Origin of the sequence: Floridaenema aerugineum BLCC-F46 (assembly GCF_041929345.1) — a bacterium.
In the GTDB taxonomy this organism is placed as follows: Bacteria; Cyanobacteriota; Cyanobacteriia; order Cyanobacteriales; family Aerosakkonemataceae; genus Floridanema; species Floridanema aerugineum.
This window is the reverse complement of sequence record NZ_JBHFNQ010000142.1, coordinates 1-24,610: the sequence shown is the minus strand read 5'-3', so window position 1 is coordinate 24,610 and position 24,610 is coordinate 1. Positions and strand designations below refer to the sequence as shown.

Below are 24,610 nucleotides of genomic sequence, written 5' to 3'. Positions count from 1 at the left end.
GGTGGCAAACCTCTGCAATTGGTAGCTTCAGCGTTAACTGGTGCAGTAAAGGATGTTAAAAAGGGGAAAATTCCAGGGATTCATCTTGATGACTTCCTTGGCAATCTTAAATCTTTGGTTGGTAAACTGCCTTTTAGCAAAGATGCGATCGCTATGTATTATTGCATGAGAGATTCCGAAACACCAACCTACGTTAAAGGTATCATTGCTGCTGCTTTGACTTATTTATTCTTACCCGAAGATGCGATTCCAGAATGGGTAGTTGGTCTGGGTTTCGCTGATGATATGATTGTCATGTCAACAGCACTTTCAGCTATCAGCGGTAACATCACAGAAGAACATCGGCAAAAAGCCGAGGAATTTTTTGCTACTTAGTCTAGATTAGCTAAATATTTCCTAAGAAATTACCCACGTTTGCCAAAAGCGATCGTAAGCTAGAGTAGTAACTTAAACTGCGGTGTGCAGGTGCGTGAAGTTATGAAAACAATCAAACTCGCAGCTTTTTTACTACCAATGCTTGTGGCGATCGCTAGTCTACCAGCAACCGCCGAACAACAGCAAGTCTACCGCTATCAATGCAACAACGGTAAATCTTTTGAAGCACAATATTTACCTGAAACAGCACAAGTTAAGTTAGGTGAAAATGAAAACCTAACTCTTAAACAAATTCCCGCTGCTTCTGGTACTCGTTACACTGACGATAAAACTACTCTTTTTACCAAAGGAAATGAAGCATTTATCGAAGTCGAAAATCAAAGGGTTTTTGCAGGTTGTGTAGCTCAAGATCCAACCAATCAAAGACGTATTCGCGCCCTTTGGTAAATGTTTTGTTCAATAAATAGGGGTGAACGGCAATTGCTAGTTAACCCCTATATTATACCATAAGATTACATAAAATAGAACAAGTAATTTCCCAGAGTTTCTATGATTCAGCACTGGCAAAGAATGAGAAAAACACATACAGTAATGCAGCCCGACTTACAGGGTTTAGAAATTACTAAAGGAGAGTTAAAAGCCCTCAGTGGGATAGGTATAAATGCCGTAATAAGACCATTTAAACTGCGGAAAGTTTTTCAGGAAGTTTTTACATCGATTGTAGTTTTGGGATTACTAATACTTAGTTGTTTGTTGTTGATTTTATGCTTTCCGAATTACCAGGTAACTTTAATTGTCATCCATTTGTTTTTTGGTATTGGCTTAGTGTTTGAAGATTTCAAAAAAATAGTTGTAACTCAAAATAATAAACATTTCGTGAGTTTAATAGACGATGTAGAACGATATAATTCAGTAATTAAAAGCATCGATATTAACGATCAAATTGAAGCGGCTGGAAATCCGGGAGTAAAATTAAAAGATAGAGAACGAGTCATCGAAGCTTTACGCTTAACGAGAGAAGATATAATCCGGGCTTTGAAAACCGAAAAAATCATTAGAGAGAACCAGGCATTTATTAACTTAAATCCTGATTTATTTGCCAATAACTTAAAAGCTTTAACCGCTTTACAAGTAGACGAACAAGCTAGCGAATATGGCAGAATTTTAAATGAAGCATTAGAAATTGGGATGAGTATTCAAGATGAAATGAAACATTTAAAAGGTGAGAGGTTTAATGAGTAAAAGCAACTTTTTCCAGCAGGATTTGTTGGGGTTAGAAATTTCAGTGGGGGAAATCAAACATTTAACTGGAATTGACCCTGAAGATATTTTTCGCCCTTCGCTTTTGCGGGACTCTAGGAAAAAATGGACTTTTTGGTTAAATGAAATTTCTATTGCCTTAGCCTTGACACCAATTCTGTTGGGAGTTGTTTATCTATTTATTATTTTACCAACCAGAGGCGCATCATTAAAATGGGCAATTTTGTTAATAGTTTTATTTCCCATTGTTATAGTAGTTGGGCGCTTAATTTGGTTAAAAAAGCATAGTCCAGACTTACTAGTAAACTTGCTAGACGAAGTTGATAAATATCACGAGGTTGTCAAAGCAATAGATATCAAATACCAACTGGAAACAGTCAGCAACTCCAGCAGTAGTTTAAGCGAGAGAAAAAAAGTGATTGCTGCATTGCAACTGACGCGAGAAGATTTGGTGCGGGGGTTGAAGAGCGATCGCATTTTGCGCGAAAATAAACACTTACTCCCCACTAACACCGAACTTTTAACCAACAACCTAGCAGCACTACAAGCCTTACAAATCAACGCTAACGCCAACGAATACGGAAGATTACTCAACGAGTCTGTGCAAATTAGCCTTACTGTACAAGAAGAAATGAGAAAATTGCTAAATCAGCGTTAAAGTGAAAAATGTCCAGCAAACCTAAAATTATTGTCCTCGATGATGACCCCACTGGCTCGCAAACCGTCCACAGCTGTTTGTTGTTGACACGCTGGGATGTAGACACCTTGCGACTAGGGTTAACAGACGACTCGCCCATATTCTTTGTTTTAACCAACACCAGGGCGCTAACTCCAGAAGCAGCGGCGCAAGTCACGCGAGAAGTTTGCCATAACCTGAAAATTGCCATAGAAGCAGAAAAGATTCAAGATTTTCTCGTCGTCAGTCGTTCCGACTCCACCTTACGCGGACATTATCCCGTAGAAACGGACGTAATAGCCGAAGAACTGGGTCCTTTTGACGCACATTTTCTCGTTCCCGCATTTTTCGAGGGGGGAAGATTCACCACCGACAGCGTACACTATTTGATAGTTAACGGTGTTCCTACCCCCGTCCATGAAACCGAATTTGCCAAAGATTCCGTCTTCGCCTATCATCACAGTTACTTGCCGATGTACGTCGAAGAAAAAACCAAAGGCAGAATTTCCGCAAACACCGTAGAAAGATTTCTTTTAAAAGACATTCCCAAAGGAAGTGTAGACAGATTAATGCAACTTTCGGGAAATCAATGTGGCGTTGTCGATGGCGAAACTCAAGCAGATTTAAACAAGTTCGCCGCTGATATTCTCACCGCTGCAAGTCAAGGGAAACGTTTTCTTTTTCGCAGTGCTGCCAGCATTTTAACAGCATTAGCGGCTTTGCCTCCGCAACCGATCGCCGCTGAAGATATGGCAGAATATGTGAGAGAAGGGAAACCAGGCGCAGTAATAGTTGGTTCCCATGTCAAGAAAACGACAGAACAATTGGAAAAACTCTTACAAGAACCCGGTATCGTAGGAATTGAAGTTGATGTTTCTCACTTATTAGATGAATCAGAAGCGCAACGTGCAGCTTTGTTAGAAAAGACATTGCAAACTGTGCATAATGTTCACAATGAAGGGAAAACTCCAGTAGTTTACACCAGTCGTCAAGAACTCACCTTTCCCGATACCGAAACTCGGTTAAAATTTGGCGTGGAAGTTTCTACTTTATTAATGGATGTAGTACGAGGTTTACCCAAAGATATTGGTTTTTTAATCAGTAAAGGTGGGATTACCTCAAACGATGTTTTGAGTACTGGTTTAGCTTTAACATCAGCAAGATTGTTAGGGCAAATTTTAGCAGGTTGTTCAATGGTAAGAACCCCTGAAAACCATCCCCAATTTCCTAATTTACCAGTAGTTTTGTTCCCCGGAAATGTAGGAGATGCTAATGCCTTAGCCACAGTTTATCGCAGATTATCAAAATAACCCCGTAACTTCGTAGGGTGCGTTAGTGCAACGTAACGCACCACTCCTTCTTCGTAGGGTGCGTTAGTGCAACGTAACGCACCATTCCTTCTTCGTAGGGTGCGTATATTCAGATATTGCACCTGCGCTGTTAGCCCACCTGCGAATCAATTCGCAGGCTAATAGCTAAAGTCCATTAAAATGGACTGAAAACTACCCCCATATCTTATGGCGATTGAAATCGCTACTACACAAACAAAGTCCGCCTACGCGGACTGAAGAATAACGGGGGTTTTTAACGCGAATTTGGTATTAAGTAGGTGCATAAGGATGGGGCGGGCAGGATGCCCACCCCACAAGATTTACAGCTTTCTTGTGGGGCAGGCATCCTGCCTGCCTTAGTTTTCTCACCCTACATATAACTGGTGTAAATACTCTCTCGGCTAATAGCTGAATCGGAAAGCGGAGGCGCTACAAAAGAAGGACTATTAACTAAATCTTTCAGTGCTGCTTCCCATTCCTCATAAGTTGCAGTTTCAGACAAGGTTGTTTCTTTCTGATTAACCAAAGAATCCTCAATTAAAGATTCCAGATAAACTTCCACTGATACACCTTGCAAAACTGCTTGGGCAATCAGACGTGCTTCTATTTCTGGTTTTAATTGGAGTGTAATAGTCATTTGTCTGAAACACCTGAATCGAAATTGAAGCGATCGCCTAACTTTAAAATTTATATAATAAGTGCGTACATTTTCCCATTATAAATATTTATATCAAAAAAATTAGGTTCTGTCAAGAGTCCAGTTAGCTTAATCAAAAACTTTGCTGTAGGTTTATTGTAGGCGAAGCTGATTACGGTAAGCGATTGAAATCGCTGCTACACAAAACTTAGTCCGCTTGACAAGGACTAACAGAATTATTAACGCAAGTTGCTAGTTATTTACATAAAGGTACGTTGTTGGGCTTTAGCCCTCATAAAGCCACGTTTCCGAAGAGGGCTAAAGCCCAACAACGTACAAAGAATCAGACTAATCTTATAACTAGCAACTTGGGTTATTAGACAAAATAGTGATATTTCTTTAACCATTCCAGTGGAGATGGTGCGTTACGCTATTACGCTTCGCACCCTACATAAGGCGATCGCAACCACAGCTTGAACTAACTTTTCTGGTTCCAGGGGTTTGGTGACGTGCTTTTGATAGCCACTGGATATGACTCGATGGTAATCATCTTCTCTAGCATAAGCTGTTAGAGCGATCGCCGGAATCAGCCCTCCTTTTTCTGGTGGTAAAGCGCGAATCAGTTGGATCAAGGAATAGCCATCGATTTCGGGCATCCCAATATCGCTGACTAATACATCAGGTTGAAAAGATTCCAGATTTGCCAAAACTTCCGATGCAGAGGCAACGCTGAGAACTTGTGCGCCATACTGGGTAAGGATTTCGGTTAATAGTTGACGGGCATCGGGGTCATCATCAACAGTGAGAACTCGAAACCCGGTAAGATCGGCTTCTTGATTTAGCAGATCCTCTGTGGGCAGGATTTCTGGTGCTACATTCAGTAAGGGCAACCAAACGGTAAAAGTAGCCCCCAGTCCTTCACCTGGACTGTCAGCTTTGATTGTACCACCGTGAGCTTCTACTAACTGACGGACGATCGCTAATCCCAACCCTAATCCTCCATACTTGCGAGTAGTCGAAGCATCTTCCTGGCGGAACGATTCAAAGATGTAAGGTAGAAAGTTTGGACTGATACCTTTGCCTGTATCCTTGACGGTAATTTTTGCTTGATTGCTGACTCTTTCCAGACAGATGTCTACTTGCCCAGCAGAAGGGGTGAATTTGATGGCATTGGAGAGTAAATTCCAGATAATTTGCTGGAGGCGGGTAGGATCGCCGGATACTTGCCCAATGTTGGGTAAGACGCAAATAAGCGCGATCGATTTCGCTACAGCTGTGCTTCTGACAGTATCGATCGCCGCTTCAATCACAAAGGACAGATTCACCGATGATAGATTTAAAGTAAGTTTGCCCCGCAGGATTTTGGCAACATCGAGCAGATCGTCTATTAATTGAGTTTGTAATCTAGCATTTCGTTCAATGGTGGCGAGGGCTTGGGCGATGCGACTTTCGTCAAACTTCCGAGTTTGCAACAGCCTTGCCCAACCCAGGATCGGGTTTAAGGGCGATCGCAACTCGTGAGACAAAACTGCCAAAAATTCGTCTTTGATTCGGTTGGCGCGTTCTGCGGCTTCCCTGGCGGCTTGTTCTTGTTGCAAAAGGCGATCGCGTCCGATTTCCAGTTGTTTTTGGGCTTCAATATCCGTTGCCGTGCCAAACCATTTGATAATTTCACCTTGCTCATTCTTTTGCCCAATTGCTTGGTGGAGATGCCAGCGATACTCACCATTTGCCTGTCGCATCCGTCCTTCGGCTTGATAGGAACTTCCCTGTTTTACTGCCTGGGTCCACTTTTGAGTCATAATCGGCACATCTTCAGGATGGACAACTTCTTCCCAGCCTTTGCTGTGGACTTGTTCCAGCGTTACCCCGGTGAACTGGGTCCAGCGTTGATTGACATCGAGTAATGCACCTTCAGCATTAGCTGTCCAAACTAGTTGGGGAATCAATTCTGCTAAACAGCGATAGCGTTCTTCGCTTTGGCGTAAGGCTTCTTCGGCTTGTTGGCGATCGGTAATATCTGTATTAGTGCCAAACCAACGCAACACTTTGCCTTGTGCGTTACGAACTGGAACGGCGCGGGAGAGAAACCAGCGATACTGTCCATCTTTGCTGCGTAAGGGGAAGGTATCCTCCCAAGGTTCGCCCGTTTCAATACAGTAACGAAACTTTTTGACGACTCGTTCCAGATGATCTGGGTGATGGACTTTCTGCCAGCCCCAACCCTCCATTTCTTCCAGGGTTGTACCCGTATAGTCAAGCCAGCGCTGATTGTACCAAAAGAGCCATCCGCTTTCATCTGCCATCCATGCAAATTGAGAAATGTTGTCTGCCAGGGTACGGAAGCGTTCTTCGCTTTCCATGAGTTCCTGTTGTGCCAGGGCGAGATCGGTGACATCCATCACTGCTACCCCGACTCCGATGACTTCCCCATTCGGCAAACAAACGGGGTAGTGATTAGCGATCGTACTACGAAAAACTCCCGGTCTGACTTCACCGCTGAACTTGACATTGAGGACAGGTTCTTGAGTTTCCATAATCCGAAGTAACATCGGGGCAAACTGTGGTGCCATTTGCGGCACAACTTCCCACAAGGTTTTTCCCCAATGTTCGCTTAACGGGAGTCCGTTGGTTTTGGCTAGGGCTTCGTTGGCATAAATGAACCGGAGTTCTCGATCGAACAAAGCTAAAGTAATTGGAGAGGCGGCAATAAATGCTTGCAAAATGGCTTCGCTGCGCTGGCGTTCTAGCTGTATTTGTTTGCGATCGCTAATATCTTTAAATAAAATCGCCACTTTTCGACTTTCTGATTCTCCAATGGGGAAAGCGGAAACCTCAAACCAACGTTTCATCACTTCCGAGCCATTTTCAAATCTTACAGGTTCGCCTGTCAATGCAACTTTACCGTAAATTTCAAACCAATATTCTTCTAAATCTGGCAATAGCTGACGTGCTGTTTTACCTTGTGCTTCTTTAAGTCCGGTTTGGGATTCAAATAACCGATTCATTTCCAGAAAGCGGTAATCAACAGGTTTGTTCTGTTCGTCAAAGAGCATTTCTACCACACAAAAACCTTCATTCATCGACTCAAATAAGACGCGATAACGTTCCTCAGTTTGTTTGCGATCGTGAATATCAATTACTGAACCGATGTATCCTTTAAATTCTCCGTCCTCCCCAAACCAAGGGCTTGCCGCATCGATCGCCCAGCGATATTCACCATCTTTGCGACGCAAACGATATTCTAGTTGAAAGGCTTCTCGACGCTGATTTGCATTTAAGAATATCTCGCCCGAAGGTTGGCGATCGTCTGGATGTACCACATCTAACCACCCAAATTTCAGTCCCGTTGCTGACCTTTGCCCCGTAAACTCGTACCAGCTTTTGCTCAGGTAAGTACACTCACCCCTGTTATCCGTCACCCAAACCATCACCGGGGCGTTGTCTGCCATATTGCGGAAGCGTTCTTCACTCTGGCGCAAGGCTGCTTCTACTTGAATTCGCTGGGTAATCTCTTGACAAACTGTACTGATACCAATTACGCGAGATCCATCCTTGAGCGGCAAAAAGTGTTCCAACCAAGTGCGTTCCACTCCAGGTTGTGCCGGAGTTTCACCCTGGATTTTTACATTTAACAGCGGTTCTCCTGTTTCCAAGATCGGACGCAATAGCTGTTCTACAGTATCCGCTAAATCCGGCAGCAATTCCCGCACTGTGCGACCAATATGAGCCTCAACGGGTAAACCATTTATTTCTGCTAGTTGCTGATTAATCCGCACAAAGCGGAGGTCAGCATCCAGGACGTTCAAGCCAATGGGGGCAGATTGATAGATTGCTTCAATTTCCGCCAGTTGTTGCCGAATCTGCTGCTCGCTCCGCTGAAGCAGTGCCTCACTGCGCTTAATGTCATCAATATTAGTAATTGTGCCAATCCAACCTGTGATTAGGTTCTGAGAATCTCGTGTCGGTATAGCTCGACAAATGAACCAGTGGTACTCGCCATCCCAACGACGAATCCGGTATTCGATCTCAAATGTTTCCCCAGATGCGTTCGATTGACTCCATTGGGCAAGGGTGCGATCGCGATCGTCAGGATAAACTGCCATAATTCCTGCTAAACCCATCGATTCGGTTTCACTCAAGCCTGTATACTCATACCAGCGTTGGTTCAAGTAATTCACTGCTCCGGTTGCGTCTGCTGTCCAAACCATTTGGGGCATCGCTTCAGCTAATTCTCGATAGCGTTGTTGACTAGCTTGAATCGTGGCTGCGGCTTGGTTACGTTCTGTAATATCTAAAAAGGCTCCGATCGTGCCTCTAATCTGGTTTTGCTCGTCTCGTAGGGGAGTCGCAAACGATATTAACTGGCGCACTGTACCGTCTGACAACACAATGTCAAATTCTGCATCGCGCACCTCTACACCTAGTCTGGCAGCAACCTGCATCGGCAAGTCTTCGCTCTTGATTTCTTCTCCGTTTTGGAAGACTCGATAGGGAGGTTGTTGATCGGCTGGCGCACTTTTGGAGATGTTGTTGTCCTGGCTCACACCTAACAATTCTCGCAGGTAGGCATTATTTTGCATTTGAGAGCAGGTGCGATCGGTTGCGATCGCAATCCCCACAGGAACAACATCTAACAAAGTTTGCAGTTCCACAACCCGATTAGTCAAATCCCGATTTAGTTGTTGAATGGCTTGCTGCTGACCCGATTGTAGTTCCTGGCGCAACTCGGTATTTACAATGGCGCTGTGCATCGCTAAACGCAGATCGGCGGGGGTCATCCTGTCTTTGATCAGATAATCTGCTGCCCCGTTTTTGAATGCCTGTATTGCGACTTCTGCATTATCACTGTCAATAACTATAATTGGCGGACAGCGATCGCCCATCTGCGCCTTCAGTTGCCGCAGCGCATCCAAGTTGCCGAACTGCCCAGAATGGAGTCCCAGAACAATGCCGTTAATCTCCTCTGCTTGTGAGATTACCAGATTTTCGGTATCGTATTTTTCTGTAAGAATTGTGTATGCAAAACTTCCCTCTTGCTGTAATTGATACCAATAATCGTTATCTTTCTCTTGAGAGTCAGCAATTACAAGAACAGTTCGGTGAGTTGACATACTATAAAAATCCTACGGCAAGGTTTTTCGAGAATTAAGCTATTGGTAAAACAGCGAGACATTTTGGTACGGGAAGGGAACTCTTAACAGGGAACAGAGAAAATTTTCTGTTCCCTGGTCTTGGGTTGGGTTAGTAGCCTGAATTTATTAGAGACTACTTATTTAATTTAATTCAGGATTTTAGTAGCTTTTGTCCGGCTATGGAACTACTTGGAACATCAAGAAAGTCGGTTTTACTAGAGTTCCTTTTAATTTATCAAAAAAGCGCGATCTCGTACTTTAGATTTCAAGATCCCCGACTTCACAGAAGAAGTCGGGGATCTGAGTGGGGATCTGAGTAGGGTGCCATTCATCAATGAACCGCAAAGTTCTACTATACTTATTTAGTTATCCGTTGCTGCTATAGCCTTGAGCGCATGACAGTCGATTCTTCTATTACTTCGGCATTGGAAAAGCTTCCCTCAACTCCAGAGGAAACAGTTTTGCCAACTGCAATGGAGACGATTACTCAGAGTCAATTTACTGCTGAGTCTGTTACTCCGTTGCAAGTTCACCTGAAAGCTGAGTCAGGAAAACTATTATTAATTTTGCCATCGCAAACGGAACCGAAGGAAGCGCCTGCTGTGTGGTCAGACCTTTGGTTACAACTTAAACAGCGTTTAAGTGCTGGGGAAAAGTTTTGGGAGGCAAATACTCCTGTACATTTAATTGCGGAAAGTTGGTTATTAGATGGGCGACAGTTACAAGAAATAGCTGAGGCGCTGGCAGAAAGTAAGCTGGAGTTAAAGTTAGTTCAAACTCATCGCCGTCAAACTGCTGTGGCGGCGGCGATGGCTGGTTATTCGGTGGAACAGGAGTCTGCGATCGCTTATATTAATCAAAATCAGCTAACAGCAAATAAACCTGGACAGCCTTTTTTAGAACCACTTTATTTAGAAACAACTTTGCGTTCTGGGGTAGAAGTTCGTCACCCTGGAACTGTGATTGTTTTGGGAGATGTTAATCCTGGTAGTTCGATAATTGCTGATGGTGACATTATAGTTTGGGGTCGTTTGCGCGGTTTTGTTCACGCTGGCGCAAGGGGTAAGCGCGAATGCTTAATTATGGCATTACAAATGGAACCAACTCAACTTCGGATTGCTGATTTTGTCGCCAGATCCCCGGAAAATCCTCCTGCACAATTTTCCCCAGAAGTTGCTTATGTAACTGATGAAGGTATTCGCATTGCTAAAGGACTTGGTTTTCAAAGACCCGATATTTCTTAACCGCAAAGGTTTAGGGGAGATAGTAAGAAAACTCAAAATTCCAACTACCAATTACCAATTACCAATTACCTAAATTATGGCGCGAATTATTGTTGTTACTTCTGGCAAAGGAGGGGTGGGAAAAACCACCTCTACTGCTAATATTGGCATGGCTTTGGCATCTCGCGGAAATAAAATAGCGGTTTTGGATGCTGATTTTGGTCTGCGAAATTTAGATTTGTTGTTAGGTTTAGAAAACCGAATTGTTTACACGGCTTTAGATGTAATGTCGGGTGAATGTACGCTAGATGATGCTTTGGTGAAAGATAAGCGTCAGCCAAATTTAGCGTTGCTTCCGGCGGCACAAAATCGCACTAAAGATGCGGTGAATACAGACCAAATGAGGCAGTTAGTTACTGATTTAGGCCAGAGGTATGAGTATGTGTTGATTGACTGTCCGGCGGGAATTGAAATGGGGTTTAAAAATGCAATTATTGCGGCAAAAGAAGCGGTGATTGTAACTACGCCGGAAATTTCTGCAGTGAGAGATGCTGACAGGGTAATTGGTCTTTTAGAAGCACATAGTATCAAGAAGATTCATTTAATTGTAAATCGAATTCGTCCGGCGATGGTACAGGCAAATAATATGATGTCTGTGCAAGATGTGCAGGAAATTTTGGCGATTCCCATATTAGGAATTGTCCCGGATGATGAGAAGGTAATTGTTTCGACAAATAGAGGGGAACCTTTGGTTTTGGGTGGGAGTAATTCTTTGGCGGCGATCGCTTATAACAATATTGCCCGTCGATTAGAAGGGGAAACAGTTCCTTTTCTCACTTTGGAATCTGCCCCAGAGGGTTTATGGGAGCGTCTGCGTCACTTTTTTGGCAAAAAATCAGGCTAATTTAAATTATTAGCTTCCTTTTTTCTTCTTTGTCCAAGGAATTTAAAAGTCGGAGATAATAAGTTATTTATGCTCTGGGATAATTTTTACTTTAAAAATTTATTCTCTTTTGGGTAAAGTATTATGCTCAATGAATTTTTGGAAAAATTATTTTCCTGGAAAAATGATAATAATAGCCGGGATGAAGTGAAGCGGCGATTAAAATTGGTTTTGGCGCACGATCGCACGGGACTTTCTCCCCAAGAATTAGAAGAAATGCGAAAAGAGATTATAGAAGTAATTTCTCGTTATGTTGAACTTGACAATGAAGAGTTAGTGTTTTCTATTGAAAGTAATGAAAGATCTTCGGCTTTAATTGCTAATTTACCAATTCGCCGTGTTAAAAAAGAAGAGAAAACAGACGAAGAACCGCAAGCAAATAAAGAAGAGATAGAAACAAAAGAAGAAGTAGCAGAAATAGAAGAAATAGAAGAAAAAGCAGAAAATGACTAATGACTAATGACTAATAAACAATAACTAATCACAAGTGAATTATGAAACCCAAATACGCTGTTATTCCTTTAGCAGGACTGGCAACTCGTTTATATCCAGCAACTAAAGTTGTTCCTAAAGCATTGTTACCAATTCCGGGAAAAGATGGTACAGTGCGTCCTGTTGTAGATTGGATTGTGCGGGAAGCTTTAAATAGTAATGTGGAAGAAGTAATATTGATATTATCTCCTCGTGATGGGGAATTAATTACTCGGTATTTTACGGAAGCGCCAACGGAAAATTTAGAAACTGTTGGGGGAAAACGGATTTTAAATGCTTGGAATGATTTAAAAGGTTTAGGCGATCGCTTACGGTACATTTATCAACAAGAACCTGCTGGTTTTGGTGATGCGGTATTGCAAGCAAAGGAAATTGTTGGTTCGGAAAATTTTGTTTTACTTTTGGGAGATCATCTTTATAAGTCTTATTCTTCTATTTCCTGCATCCAACAAGTTCTTAATGTCGGGTTAGAATTTGGCAAAGGTGTACTGGGAGCTTGTCGGCGCAATGAATCAGAAATTCACCAACTTGGAGTTTTGGGAGTGCGTCCAATTCCCAACCAAGCTACTATTTATGAATTAACTGATATGCGAGAAAAACCTTCTCTAAATGCAGAAACAGCTACGCTTCGTATTCCGGGAAGTCAACCTCATCAATATTTTTGCATTTTGGGAATTTATTTACTTCCTGGTAAATTTATGGAGTATCTGGAAAATGCTAAACAACAACAATCTTCAGGAGAACTGGATCTTTCAGCAGCATTGCAAACTTGGATTAAGATTGACGGTGGTTTTGCTTGTGAAGTTGCAGGTGTGTCTTTTGATGTGGGTACGCCAGCAAATTTCCGGGCTACAGTTATTAGTTTTTCTGAATTCTTCTAAAACTGCATAGGTGCCATTACTCCAGATATATCTAAGATTACTAACGCAAATTGCTAGTTAGGTAGGTAGTTGCGCTGTCTTCACTCTTCTTATTGCTGGGATGGGAGCGCCCAAGCGCAACAACATACTAATTATTTATTTGGGAGGTGACACAATTGTAAGTGTGAGTAAATGTGGGCTAAATAAAGCAATTATGGTAGTTGCATCAAAATACTGGAAATTGGTGAGACTTGATGCTACTGGTAGGCGCAAAGTTGAGGAGATTGAGTCTGCTAAGGCATTTTTTCAAAGTCAGTTTTCAGCATTGTTAAGTCTAGCAGAAATGGACGATGGCACAATTCAAAATCGTCTGTTACACTTGCTGCATGAAAGCGATCGATCTGCTGTTGCCGAAAGTTGTTTGCGCTGTTTTATTTCTAACAAAATCGAACAAATTTGCATTCAACTAGAAGAATTGTTTGGCAAAAATCATGGCTTTACACGCTGCGATTTATTTTCTTTCGTTTTAGATGAAGTTTCGCCTAAGCAAATCAAAAATTTTCAGTACAAATCTTTGGCGACGGAAATCTTAGAAACTTTTGATTGTCACAAGGGGAGTTTTAATAGTTGGATCGCTAAATTAGTCAAACACCATCGCGAATTAAATGCTTTTTTATTACAACATGGGGTTTATTTAGTGAGTGATTGGGCGATTTTAAATGATACTAACATCAAACAATTACAACGAATTTTCTCGGAATTTCATCATTTAACCCCTGGGGAAATTCAACAGTTTAGTTTACTCTTGGAAACTTATCATGCTGTTTATCGTCGAGATAGATTAAAGTTGCGTCAAGCTGGGGGAAATGGTGGGCAATGTTTACCCCCGTCGAATTCGCAAATTGCGGAGATGATTGCATTTTTTCGCGCTAAATCTGGTATTCAGTTACCAGCGGAAAAAATGATGAATCAACTCCGAGAGATGGCAGATAAATTACGAGAATATCGGATCTATATCCGAGGAGGTATGGCTAAAACTGAGCCTTTATATAATATTGATAATTTGGGTTTAGAAAGTAATAGTCAGGAGGAGGAAGAAATAGAGTTTTTAACTGGTTACAGAACGGCTTTTCGTAATTGTTTAGATACAGGTTTAGAGTCAGCAATTAGCGATCGTCTAAAGCGCCATTCCCGACAAAAAAATTACAGTAGCGAACAGTTTATTTTTGGGATACATTTGTTTCATTGTCAGCAATTATCTATGAGCGAAATCGCTGATTTAATCGGACTAGAATATCAATATCAAGTCAGCCGTTTACTGAAATTAAAAGAATTTCGTGCTGATGTACGCCAAAGAATGTTAAAGTGCTTGCATGATTACGTTTTGCAACAAGCAACTGCTTACACAAATCCCGATATTCTACCTCAATTAGAACAAAAAATTGAAGTGGCGCTTGATGAACAAATCACACAGTTAATGAATGAAGCTGAAGCAGAAGCTTATAATCCAAATCCTCGGCAACAAAGTTTATTTAGTGCTAGACTTTGCCACTATTTAAAGCAAGTTTTGCCGAAATAGGTTTTCCGAGTTTTCATCTAAGCACGAGTTTAATTTTAGGGGGAAATATGAGCTATTCACCAAATAATTCTACTGAGTTTAGTTTAGATTTTACGACTGTACCTACGGAAGCGATCGCGCTTTTACCCGAACAAATTGAGTCAGCAGTAAAAATTAGTAGTGCTATTCAAAATATTGACCAACAATGGCTGATTTATCTGAATAGTTTGGCTTTATTTGGGTTTGTCGAATGGGTGAATGAATGCGCTCCCGAACTCTCGATTAATCAAGCTAAATGTTCGATATTAAATCCGACTATTGCTAATTTAATTCCCGGAGTTTGTAACTTAGAAGTCGGAGATTTTAAAGTTTGTTTAGTAGCTCAAGGTAGTTTAGACGATCGAGAAATTTCCCTTCCCAGAGCAGCGATCGAATTACCGGAATTTATTCCCCATTTTTATGTAATTGTAGATGTCAAAGAAGAGTATGAACAGGCAATTGTTAAAGGTTTTATCCGTTACGATAAGTTAACCCAACTAATTGCTGAGTTAAATTTACAACCTAACTTAGATTGGACTTATAGTATACCAAGTTCTTGCATAGAAAATCAGGCAGAACGACTAATATTATATTTGCGCTGTTTAACGGCTACAGCAATTAGTTTACCGGAAATTCCTGGCGATCGCTTAGAAAATTTAGCAAGTATTCAAGCGGAAATTTCCAGTTTATTAAACAGCTTAGAATCTCCAAATATTCCCTTATGGGAAGTTTTAACTTGGCAACAATTAGCGAGTATTCTCACCTTAGAAGTTGCGGCAATTGATGAAACAGAAAACGAGGAAGAATCAGCATTAACTAACTTAGATAGTTTACTACAAATTCTCACTAGACCAGCATTAAACGTAGGACTTTGGTTACAAGATAAAATGGATGAATTAGCCCAAAATTTATCTTGGATTTTAATGCCTGCTTTTGCTACTAGTCCGGCAGCTTTACGCAGCACTACAGAAGAATTTGAAGTAATTGTTAGTGATTTATCCAACTTTGGGATAGAGATTCCCAGTCATGCTAGGGGTGCTTACCAAAAAATAAAATTAAGCGATCGACAATTCAATTTATACGCTGTAACTTGGCCTTTTTTAGCAGAAAACAACGTTCCTGAATGGATGTTATTGTTAATTTTAGGTGCTAATTATGGTAATACTTTACCCACTGGTTTAAAACTTCGAGTAAGTGACTCTACAGGACTTTTAGTTCAACGCAAAGTCGGGCCAAATAGTCCTGATAATTATCTTTATATTCAAATTGCTGGCGCGTGGGATGAAAGATTTCTGGTGACAGTTAGTTTGCGCGATCGCGAAACAGGTCAAAATGTATCTTTAACCTTACCGCCATTCACTTTTCGGATGCAACAATAAAAATGTAAAATTATTCAGTTTCACTCCTAAAATACAATGCTCTCAAATGCAGTTTACAAACTGAAAATTGAACGGAGCGATCGCGCCTGTAGATTTAAGTTGTCTTGGGGTAACGGACAGCAACTTTTTGCTACTTTAGAATATCCTGAATCATTGACCAGACTTTATCAAGAATGGCAAAGAATTTATCTCAGTTTCTATAAATCAGCATTGCGGGGACGAGTACAGGGTAGCGGTAGTGGTGTCATTCCTAAAGTTGATTGGCACAATAAATTAGTAGAAGCAGAAGCGGCATTTTTACAAGCATTTAATAAGTGGTTACGCAGCGCTGAATTATTCGAGATTCGTCAGGAAATTACCATGAGTAATTCAGCAAATACCACTACTATTTTAATGACTTGCGATCAATTAGAATTAGAACGTTTACCTTGGGAAGCTTGGGAAATTTTGACTCAATTGCCGCAGAAAAGCTCATTTAAAATTATTCGTAATCCACCTAATATTCGCGAAGCAAATTTTTCAGAAGTACGGCAAAAACAACGGCGTAAAAGTAGAATTTTGGTAATTGTCGGTGATGATACTGGATTGCATTTTAAAACAGAATTAGCAGCATTAAAATCTCTATCCCGCTTGACAGAAATTAAGTTTGTTACTTGGCAAACAGAACAGGAAGAATACATAATTCGCCAAAATGTTTGTCAGGCGATCGCAGATCCCCAAGGTTGGGATTTGTTATGTTTTTTGGGGCATAGTAACGAAGCGGAAATTACTGGAGGAAAAATTGCGATCGCGCCCAATGTTCATTTAACAATTAGCGAAATTTCTCCTTACTTAACCCAAGCTAAACAACGAGGTTTACAATTTGCGCTCTTTAATTCCTGCTGCGGTTTAAATATTGCTGCTTCCTTAATTAACTTGGGATTAAGTCAAGTAATAATTATGCGGGAACCAATTCATAACCAAGTAGCAGAAGGATTTCTTTTACAGTTTATCCTAAGTTTAACTCAGTTTAAAAACGTTTATGAATCCATGTTTTCTGCTTGCGAATATCTCCAGCAAGAAAAACTAAAATATCCCTCAGCTTACCTAATTCCCTCTATATTTGGACATCCCAATGCGGAATTATTTCAGTTACAACCTAACAGCATTAGCCAAAAATTAAAGCAACTTTTACCGACTCGAAATGAAGCGATCGCACTCTCCCTATTAACGATCGCCAGTTTATACATACCCCTGCAAGACTACTTATTAGATCAACGCATATTTATCCAAGCTATTTATCGCAAAAACACTCATCAAATTCCCGCCCAAAAAACTCCACCTCCCACCTTATTAGTCCAAATTGATGAAGAATCTATCCAAAAAGACAAAACCCTTTCCACCCCCAGACCTATGCCACGAGATTATCTGGCAAAATTAGTAGATAAACTTTCAGAATTAGACGCAAAAATTATCGGAATTGATTATTTATTACATCGTCCTAGTCAAATAGAAACTAGAGATCAAAAATTAGCTCAATCCCTGATTAACGCCGTGCAAAAACCTCAACCAACTTGGTTTGTTTTGGTGACAAATGAAGGGATAAATGGCAAAATATTGAAACCTTTACCAGAAATTGCTAGCCCTAATTGGAGTTTGCAAGGGGAAATGAATTTAATTAGCGGGTTTATGCAACTCGCCACACCAGAAATTAATAACCCATATACTTTGCCTTTTTCTTATTTATTAGCGTTAGCTTATCAATTGAACTATGAAGATAAAAATCATATTATTCAACCTAAAAGTCCAAGTCAGCAAGAATTTTTAATTCAGATTCATGAATCTCTAAAATTAGGAAATAAAAGCTGGTTTTCCCCTAGATCCTATTTGCAACCATTTACGGAATTTTCTTATATTTTCGGTCAAATGTGGTTGCATCCTGTAATAGATTATTCGATTCCTCCACAACAGGTATACGATCGCATTCCCGCTTGGCAATTACTCAACAATCAAATTAGCACTTACCAAAAAACTCACCTGCAAAAACAAGTAGTAATCATTGCACCAGGAGGTTACAAAGAAGCAGGAGTTGCAGTATCTGGATTAGACTTTTTTCCTAAACCAGCAGCAATTTGTTATTGGCGCATAGATAATGATTGTTTAAACCAACGGCGAGAATTTACAGGTGCAGAAATTCATGCTTATATGGTACATCATCACCTCAACAATAGTATGATTATTCCTATTCCTGATTTGTGGACGATCGTAATTGCGGGATTGTTGGGTAAAGTTACCCTGCTAACTTTAAATAACCGTCATCGTCAGCAGAAAAATTCCCAAAAATCCCCAAATCAAAACACTTTTAACCCAGAGCAAAAGGAGGGTTTAATTTTAATTATTTGTGCCTTAGCTAGTTATGGAATAATTAGTCTACAAACTTATGTAACCGCCGGGATTTTGTTACCTTGGTTACTTCCCTCTTTAACATTTGTATTTTATTGTCTACCCATATTCGTGAGGAAAAATTCCCATGATTAATCAGAAAAAATTATTAATTACTTTGCTATCTATTGGCACATTATCCGCTAGTTTATTTACTATAATTGGGCAAGTTTATAGTGCCGATTATCTCTTATCTGAGCAAGGGAAAAAACCTTTAGAAAATCAACTTTTAGCGCAACGAAGACGACCTCCACGCCCACCTATTCCGGGTGGTAGCGATTTGTATCAAGACTTAGTAAACCAAGCGAAAAAAGAAGGATCGCCTTCAACTCGTGGGGTGAGATTATGTCCACTTTCCCCTGGAGTAGTAGGGATAAATGATACTTTTAGCGATCGCCCCTTATTCCTTTGGCAAGGTGGAAACATTCAACGAGTAGAATTACGTCGTCCTGGCGGAGATCAAATTTTATGGGAGCAAAAAGTGCCTCCCGAAGAATCAAAAATTATCTACGAAGCAGCACCATTAGAAATTGGTCAAACCTACCAATGGTCTTTATATAATGCTGCTAATGATTACGTCACTTTTATATTTCGGATTATGGGTGAAACTCAGCGTCAAGAAATTGCCACTCAGTTAGCAGAAATAGAAAAAGCACTCAAACAACAAAACGCTACTCCCGAACAAATTGCTGTTGCTAAAGCTCAATATTTTGCCTCACAACGTCTTTGGTCAGATGCTTTACGCGAGATTTATTTAGTAGAAAATCCCTCTCCCGCCTTAACTAAAACTGCTCAAGAAATTACTAATCAATTATGTAAGTAGGTGTAAATAAATAAAGTGATAATAGTTATTTAAGAATGGGGCAGGCTCTCCTGCCCACCCCACAAGAAAGCTGTAACTCTTGTGGGGCAGGCTCTCCTGCCCACCCCACAAAAAAGCTGTAACTCTTGTGGGGCAGGCTCTCCTGCCCACCCCACAAAAAAGCTGTAACTCTTGTGGGGCGGGCATCCTGCCCGACGAGAGTTTTCACTTGTAGAGAGGTTTCATGATTAAACAATTGTAGAGACGTTTCATGAAACGTCTCTACAGCAGGTAACTTCACAAGGGACTATCTACAACTTCCTCAATTCCCTGAATCCAAACTATTAAATCTTCGCGAATATCCATCACCAGTTCGTAGCGATCGATTTGTCCTTGTTCCTCATAGAGATCGGCGGCTTTTTTAAAGTCTTCAATTGCTGCTTGATAAGCTACGAGATGATCGAAAGCGCAGCTAGCAAGAGCGCGATGATAATAAGCATGAGCATCAGTAGGATTGAGTTTAATTGCTTGATTGTAATCAGCGATCGCAGCTTCACAATCAGTCATTTCTGCCCGGACAATCCCCCGATTTTTGTAAGCCTTTGCATACTTAGGATTTAGCTTCAAACAGTGAGTAAAATCTGCAATTGCTGATAGTTGTTTGCCCAATCGATATTGAATAATACCCCGATTCAGAAACGCGAAACCATCTAGAGGATTAATTTCTATAACTTTGTTGTAATCAGCGATCGCACTTTCAAACTTACCTTGTTTAGCATAGGTATTCCCCCGATTGTTATAAGCCGAAGAATAACGAGAATTGAGGCGCAAAGACTCATCAAAAGAAGCGATCGCCTGAGCTAAATTTCCCAAATAAGAAAGCACCGCACCGCGACTGTTATAAAATACTGCATCATTTCGATCGATCTCAATTGCCCGATTATAATCAGCTAATGCTGCCTGATAATCTCCCAATGCGGTATAAGCATTACCTCGGTTATGATAAGCTCCCGCATTATTTGGTTCTAACTCAATTACTCGATTGTAATTTGCGATTGCAGCTGAATAGTTTTCTATTGCTAAATTAGCAGCACCAAGTTGATAATGAGCAGCAACATTATTTGGCTCACTCTCTATCATCTGATGATAATGTTTTAATTCAGCATAGTAATCTCGCGTTTCCAAGCGGACAAACCACTGACTTTTATCAGCAGCAATCACGTTATCTTGACGGTGATTTTCCTGATTATCAGGTGTGCCGAATGAATTTGATTGGTGATACATAACCTGAGTAAAACCTGTGATTTAGTTAACTCCTAAATTTCCGAAAACTTTCTATACTAGAGTCTCTGAGCTTCTGGATTTACTCAAAAACCAATACAGTCTGTTATTACAGACAATAAAGGAGTCAAGCGGCAAGGGAAAAAGATCGATCATGGGTTGGTATAGTGACCTTAAAATTACCTCAGTTAAGCGATCGCTAATAACTGATCGACCTGATTATCCCACAGCCGGGTGCGATAAATCTGCCTTAACGAGACATATTTCTGGTTTTTAATGATATTCAACAATCTAAGCTATGAATACTACAAAATTTAACGCGCTTGCTATCAGTCCCCGAAAATTCAGCCGGATTTTTGCCCCATTTTTTCTTTGTGCAGAACCCTCCATAAAGAAGGCAAAAGGCATACCCGCGCCAATCATCTCTAATGTCGCCGTCGCCGGATTGGGGTTTTGGCTACTTTCTGCAATTTTGACTACCATTCCTGCTAAAAGTGCAGAACGAATCTCAGTTGTTTATGGCCCAATACAATTTTCCCTTGCCGTTGAATCATTAGAAGCCTTAGTTAAAGAAGGTAAAGTCACAGAAGAATTGTCTTCCTACATAGGTCAAATTGATCCGAACAGCTTAACTGAATTGCGGGATATTATGCAAAGGCGTTTTGAAGCTAACCCCACCGCAATTTCCCAATTTACCAAAGGTCAATTAGGACAAACTGTATTAGAAAGATTAGGAAGAGTTTTACAAACAGAAATGGGTCAAAATGGCGCAACTTCTTTGCGAACAGCTTTTATTGCTGCGGCTAGCGATCCTGAAGGTTTAAACTTACTAAATATGTTACGCAAATTTCCCGATCGCGTTGTCCGCGTAGACTTAACTCAAGGTTTACAAATCATTGGCGAATTTGAAAAAATTCTCCGCAATACAGCAGCCAGCGTTAAGGTAATTCAACAAGCATCAATAATTGAAGCATCTACCAATAATAACGTCAACTTTAGCCAACTGCCAGACTTACGCCGACCCGGATCTTTCCCTTGGCAAAAACAAACTCTTACCATCAACGACACCCAAAGAAATCGCCCGTTAATGGTCGATCTTTACCTACCCCAAACCAACACCCCAGCCAATGTAATTGTGATTAGTCACGGTGCAGCTGGAAACCGCAATACCTTATCACTTTTAGCTGAACATTTGGCATCTTACGGATTTGCGATCGTGGTCATGGAACACCCCGGCGACAGCCTAGAAAAATTCCAAAACTTCTTCTCTGGTTTAGGAGATTCTCCCCAACCCCAAGAATTAATCAACCGACCATTAGAAATTAAATATGTATTAGATGAACTGCAACGTCGCGAACAAACAGAACCAGCACTCCAAGGACGATTAAACTTACAACAAGTCGGAATAATTGGTCAATCTATTGGTGGTTATACCAGCTTAACTTTAGCCGGAGCAACACTTAACTTTGACCTGCTCCGAAAAGATTGCGTAGATAACCAAATTTTCAACTTATCGCTGTTAATTCAATGTGAAGTTTCTCGCCTAATTCCTGCTAATTACAATTTCCGAGATGAAAGAATCAAAGCAGTAATTGCTATTAACCCTTTAACGAGTAGCGTTTTTGGTGAAACTGGACTGAGCCAAGTTCAAATACCCGTAATGTTTGTCGCTAGTTCTGATGACATTTTCACTCCAGCTTTCCCAGAACAAATAGTTCCTTTTACCTGGCTAACTACACCCAACAAATATTTAGTTGTAATTGAAAAAGCCAGCCACTTTTCCCTATTAGGAGGTCGCGAAGAAGATAACAGCGCCCTACCCCCACTACCTCGCGAAATAGTTGGGCCTGATCCCGCTTTAGCCCGACCTTATCTAAATGCGTTAAGTGTAGCATTCTTCAGAAATTATCTCGCAAATCAGCCAGAATTTCAACCTTTTTTGAGTGCAAGTTATGCGAGAAGTATTAGTCAATTACCATTCACTTTAAGCCTCGTGAAAAATTTTACAGCAGCGCAATTAGCCGAAATATTAAACAATAATTCAGCTAATAGTACGAAGCCAAAAGTTAATAGCAATCCGTAGAGATTGACTAATTAACATTCTCAGAAGCTTATTGGATTGCTAAGGTTTGTGCCTTCAATGCCTGGGTATCTCCTCCAGACTGTTGTCCTTCTATGTGAACTTTCAGTCCAGGCTTCAAGCTCAGTGGATTGATTGGATTGCCCTGTTGAGTCACAGTTGTATCATCCTGTAATGCAACAAAGTAACGACCAGAATTGGTTGTTACGGTTAGTTGTAAGGGAGAGGTTTCCATTACTTGTTCGATCGTACCTTCAATAGTCATAGTCTTTTGCGGAATGACAACAGTAGAGTTTTGAGAAACCGAATCGTCTGAAGAAACTGATTGGTCTGGATCGTAACTATTCATAGCCACTGGTTCCGTCAGAGCACTACTGGCAGAAGGAGCAGCTTGAAAACTGGTGCAATCAAATACAACAGAACTAAAGACAATCAAACTACCCCAAACCATGAGGTGAAATTTCTGATCCATATTACTCCTTTACGCAGGCTATTTTTTGTGGATTTCTCAGCTATGACAGTTTAAAATTAAGCCTGATACTCAAACCAGTGATGGTAATTTCCTTTCAATGTGCTAATTTGTAGCGCATCGAAAGGAAAATCGTATTACTTGGGTATTACCTGGGTCGCTCTAGGCACGCAATTTACTAAAGCGACCCAGATTTAAACACTATTTAGCAAGGAATATTTTTCCAAGCCAACATATTGTCGAATACGGGTTTGATGATGCGGGTAGCGCTGTTCGGGCAACCGCCATAAGCGTGGATACCGACGGCATGGCGTTCACCATTGAGGAAACGCCAGACGGGGCTACCACTCTGTCCACCGATGGTGTCGATCATGTAGTAAATTTTGCGATCGGTCACATTAGTAATGGTGCCTGCGTTGAACCACTGGGTACCAAGTGGCTTATCTGCCGGATAGCCTGAAGTATTGACCAGCAAGTTTTTCAAGGTACTGTCTGAGAGATTGGCGAAGCCAAACCAGCCCACCCGATTTCCTAAATTACAATTGGGCAGGATAATCGCCCCGTAGTCAAATTCAGGTTTGCCGTCTTGTGTCCAACCTTGGACGCTGCGGAACGAGGTGCCGACTTGAGAACCAAATGGACGGGCATTACCATCCATGCCAGGAACAACTTCGATCGATCGCGCCCAGCCACCATTGGCTTTACTGAACACACAATGTCCAGCAGTCATCACAGTCCGACCCCCAATAAACCAACCTGTACCAACATATCTTCCCCCATCGGGAAAGGTGATAAACAGTTTGCAGATCCAGCGCCAGGGAATGCTGGTAGCAGGAGTAATGCGAACCCGATCGTCAGCACCACAGACGGTTTCCGGTGACAGGTAAGCAGTGGATGCAGCGTCGGGCAAGTTGGCTAGTTCCTCTGCATTAAACACTTCCTCGCTGCCTTCACTTACAGCATGGGTAGGGTCAAAGCCAGATACCATCTCAATTTCGCCTTTGGTTGATTCGCCCTGGAAATCGTTGGCGATCGCTTCTTGATCTCTGAGAGATTCACCTTCACTAGACACAGGTTCATGCAGTTTTGCTGCCAGATTAGTTTGTTGTTCAGAAGACACGCTTTCGTGCTTTGTCATATAAAATTTCTCCGTTCAAATCATGAGTAATTTATCCAAACGAAGTCTTCCAGAAAAGCTATTAAATAGCTTTCTGAATAACTTAGTTATTGATCCAATTGGTTACAAAGTATTTGTTACTTCCTTCGCCAATTGTCCAGTAGATTTCCTTTGTTATGCTTTGATCTACTTCTCAACTCAGAAAGTTTCAGGAAAAATTTCTTGGAACTTTCCCAAAAGTGAGTACCTAACTTTTTAGAAACTATTTTTTGGCAATTGCTACACTAAATCGTTAATTAAGTACTGTATTTAAGTGCTGTATTGGTATTTTTTAGACTTGTAAATTAATGTTAAATTTGTCTGATGAACTCTTAAATATGCCACAACTGGCTGGCTCTTTCGGGTTAATGGGGAAAAATGTTCATAAATGTTACAAACCAGGGAACGGTGCGTTAGGCACGGGAATTTATTGATGGATTGGAATGCTGAATTTATCGCCCGTGCCTAACACACCCTACGATTAAATAAGATT

At 41.0% G+C, this 24,610-nt stretch carries 19 protein-coding genes; 14 read left to right on the top strand and 5 right to left on the bottom strand.

Annotated elements, in window-relative coordinates; all coding sequences use genetic code 11:
- Positions 1–18: 18 nt before the first annotated feature.
- From ACE1CC_RS18605 to ACE1CC_RS18585, 5 genes are all read left to right on the top strand, one after another.
- Positions 19–375, top strand: coding sequence for a YkvA family protein (locus ACE1CC_RS18605; protein WP_413271925.1), 357 nt, complete (start codon positions 19–21; stop codon positions 373–375).
- Positions 376–477: 102 nt separating this feature from the next.
- Entirely contained in the window at positions 478–822 is a 345-nt protein-coding gene (locus ACE1CC_RS18600) for an MliC family protein (protein WP_413271924.1), read from the top strand.
- Between the two features lie 102 nt (positions 823–924).
- A complete protein-coding gene (locus ACE1CC_RS18595; protein ID WP_413271923.1) occupies positions 925–1,617 on the top strand; it encodes a hypothetical protein in 693 nt (230 codons plus the stop codon).
- Entirely contained in the window at positions 1,610–2,293 is a 684-nt protein-coding gene (locus tag ACE1CC_RS18590; RefSeq protein WP_413271922.1) for a hypothetical protein, read from the top strand. Before ACE1CC_RS18595 ends, ACE1CC_RS18590 begins: the two co-directional genes overlap by 8 nt.
- 8 nt (positions 2,294–2,301) lie before the next feature.
- A complete protein-coding gene (locus ACE1CC_RS18585) occupies positions 2,302–3,621 on the top strand; it encodes a four-carbon acid sugar kinase family protein (protein ID WP_413271921.1) in 1,320 nt (439 codons plus the stop codon).
- A 391-nt stretch (positions 3,622–4,012) separates the two neighbouring features.
- On the opposite strand, the gene ACE1CC_RS18580 is transcribed toward ACE1CC_RS18585, so the two are convergent.
- Both ACE1CC_RS18580 and ACE1CC_RS18575 read right to left on the bottom strand, forming a co-directional pair.
- Complete coding sequence (locus tag ACE1CC_RS18580) at positions 4,013–4,279, bottom strand: hypothetical protein (protein WP_413271920.1); 267 nt, start codon at positions 4,277–4,279, stop codon at positions 4,013–4,015.
- A gap of 425 nt (positions 4,280–4,704) precedes the next feature.
- Positions 4,705–9,393 carry a PAS domain S-box protein gene (locus tag ACE1CC_RS18575; protein WP_413271919.1) on the bottom strand — a complete coding sequence of 1,563 codons (4,689 nt, stop codon included), beginning with the start codon at positions 9,391–9,393 and terminating at the stop codon, positions 4,705–4,707.
- Positions 9,394–9,809: 416 nt separating this feature from the next.
- On the opposite strand from ACE1CC_RS18575, the gene minC reads away from it, so the two are divergent.
- From minC to ACE1CC_RS18535, 8 genes are all read left to right on the top strand, one after another.
- Entirely contained in the window at positions 9,810–10,658 is an 849-nt protein-coding gene (gene minC, locus ACE1CC_RS18570) for a septum site-determining protein MinC (RefSeq protein WP_413271918.1), read from the top strand.
- 76 nt (positions 10,659–10,734) lie between these two features.
- On the top strand, positions 10,735–11,541 hold the full coding sequence (gene minD, locus ACE1CC_RS18565; RefSeq protein WP_413271917.1) for a septum site-determining protein MinD: 807 nt from the start codon (positions 10,735–10,737) through the stop codon (positions 11,539–11,541).
- Between the two features lie 123 nt (positions 11,542–11,664).
- Positions 11,665–12,033 carry a cell division topological specificity factor MinE gene (gene minE / locus ACE1CC_RS18560; protein WP_413271916.1) on the top strand — a complete coding sequence of 123 codons (369 nt, stop codon included), beginning with the start codon at positions 11,665–11,667 and terminating at the stop codon, positions 12,031–12,033.
- 41 nt (positions 12,034–12,074) lie between these two features.
- Positions 12,075–12,953, top strand: coding sequence for a sugar phosphate nucleotidyltransferase (locus tag ACE1CC_RS18555; protein ID WP_413271915.1), 879 nt, complete (start codon positions 12,075–12,077; stop codon positions 12,951–12,953).
- A 193-nt stretch (positions 12,954–13,146) separates the two neighbouring features.
- Positions 13,147–14,511 carry a hypothetical protein gene (locus ACE1CC_RS18550; protein WP_413271914.1) on the top strand — a complete coding sequence of 455 codons (1,365 nt, stop codon included), beginning with the start codon at positions 13,147–13,149 and terminating at the stop codon, positions 14,509–14,511.
- Between the two features lie 47 nt (positions 14,512–14,558).
- Positions 14,559–15,908, top strand: a complete 1,350-nt coding sequence (locus tag ACE1CC_RS18545; protein WP_413271913.1) for a DUF1822 family protein — start codon at positions 14,559–14,561, stop codon at positions 15,906–15,908.
- Between the two features lie 36 nt (positions 15,909–15,944).
- Positions 15,945–18,425: a CHASE2 domain-containing protein gene (locus ACE1CC_RS18540; RefSeq protein WP_413271912.1), complete on the top strand. Its 2,481-nt coding sequence runs from the start codon at positions 15,945–15,947 to the stop codon at positions 18,423–18,425.
- Complete coding sequence (locus ACE1CC_RS18535) at positions 18,418–19,152, top strand: DUF928 domain-containing protein (RefSeq protein ID WP_413271911.1); 735 nt, start codon at positions 18,418–18,420, stop codon at positions 19,150–19,152. Before ACE1CC_RS18540 ends, ACE1CC_RS18535 begins: the two co-directional genes overlap by 8 nt.
- 276 nt (positions 19,153–19,428) lie before the next feature.
- Here ACE1CC_RS18535 and ACE1CC_RS18530 read toward each other — a convergent pair whose 3' ends face one another.
- Positions 19,429–20,415 carry a tetratricopeptide repeat protein gene (locus ACE1CC_RS18530; protein ID WP_413271910.1) on the bottom strand — a complete coding sequence of 329 codons (987 nt, stop codon included), beginning with the start codon at positions 20,413–20,415 and terminating at the stop codon, positions 19,429–19,431.
- Between the two features lie 295 nt (positions 20,416–20,710).
- On the opposite strand from ACE1CC_RS18530, the gene ACE1CC_RS18525 reads away from it, so the two are divergent.
- A complete protein-coding gene (locus ACE1CC_RS18525; RefSeq protein WP_413271909.1) occupies positions 20,711–22,495 on the top strand; it encodes an alpha/beta hydrolase in 1,785 nt (594 codons plus the stop codon).
- 28 nt (positions 22,496–22,523) lie between these two features.
- Here the strand turns inward: ACE1CC_RS18525 and ACE1CC_RS18520 are convergent, their stop codons facing one another.
- Positions 22,524–22,964, bottom strand: a complete 441-nt coding sequence (locus ACE1CC_RS18520) for a hypothetical protein (protein ID WP_413271908.1) — start codon at positions 22,962–22,964, stop codon at positions 22,524–22,526.
- A gap of 202 nt (positions 22,965–23,166) precedes the next feature.
- The gene (locus ACE1CC_RS18515) at positions 23,167–24,099 is read right to left on the bottom strand and encodes a trypsin-like serine peptidase (RefSeq protein WP_413271907.1); all 933 of its coding nucleotides are present in this window, start codon (positions 24,097–24,099) and stop codon (positions 23,167–23,169) included.
- Positions 24,100–24,610: the final 511 nt, after the last annotated feature.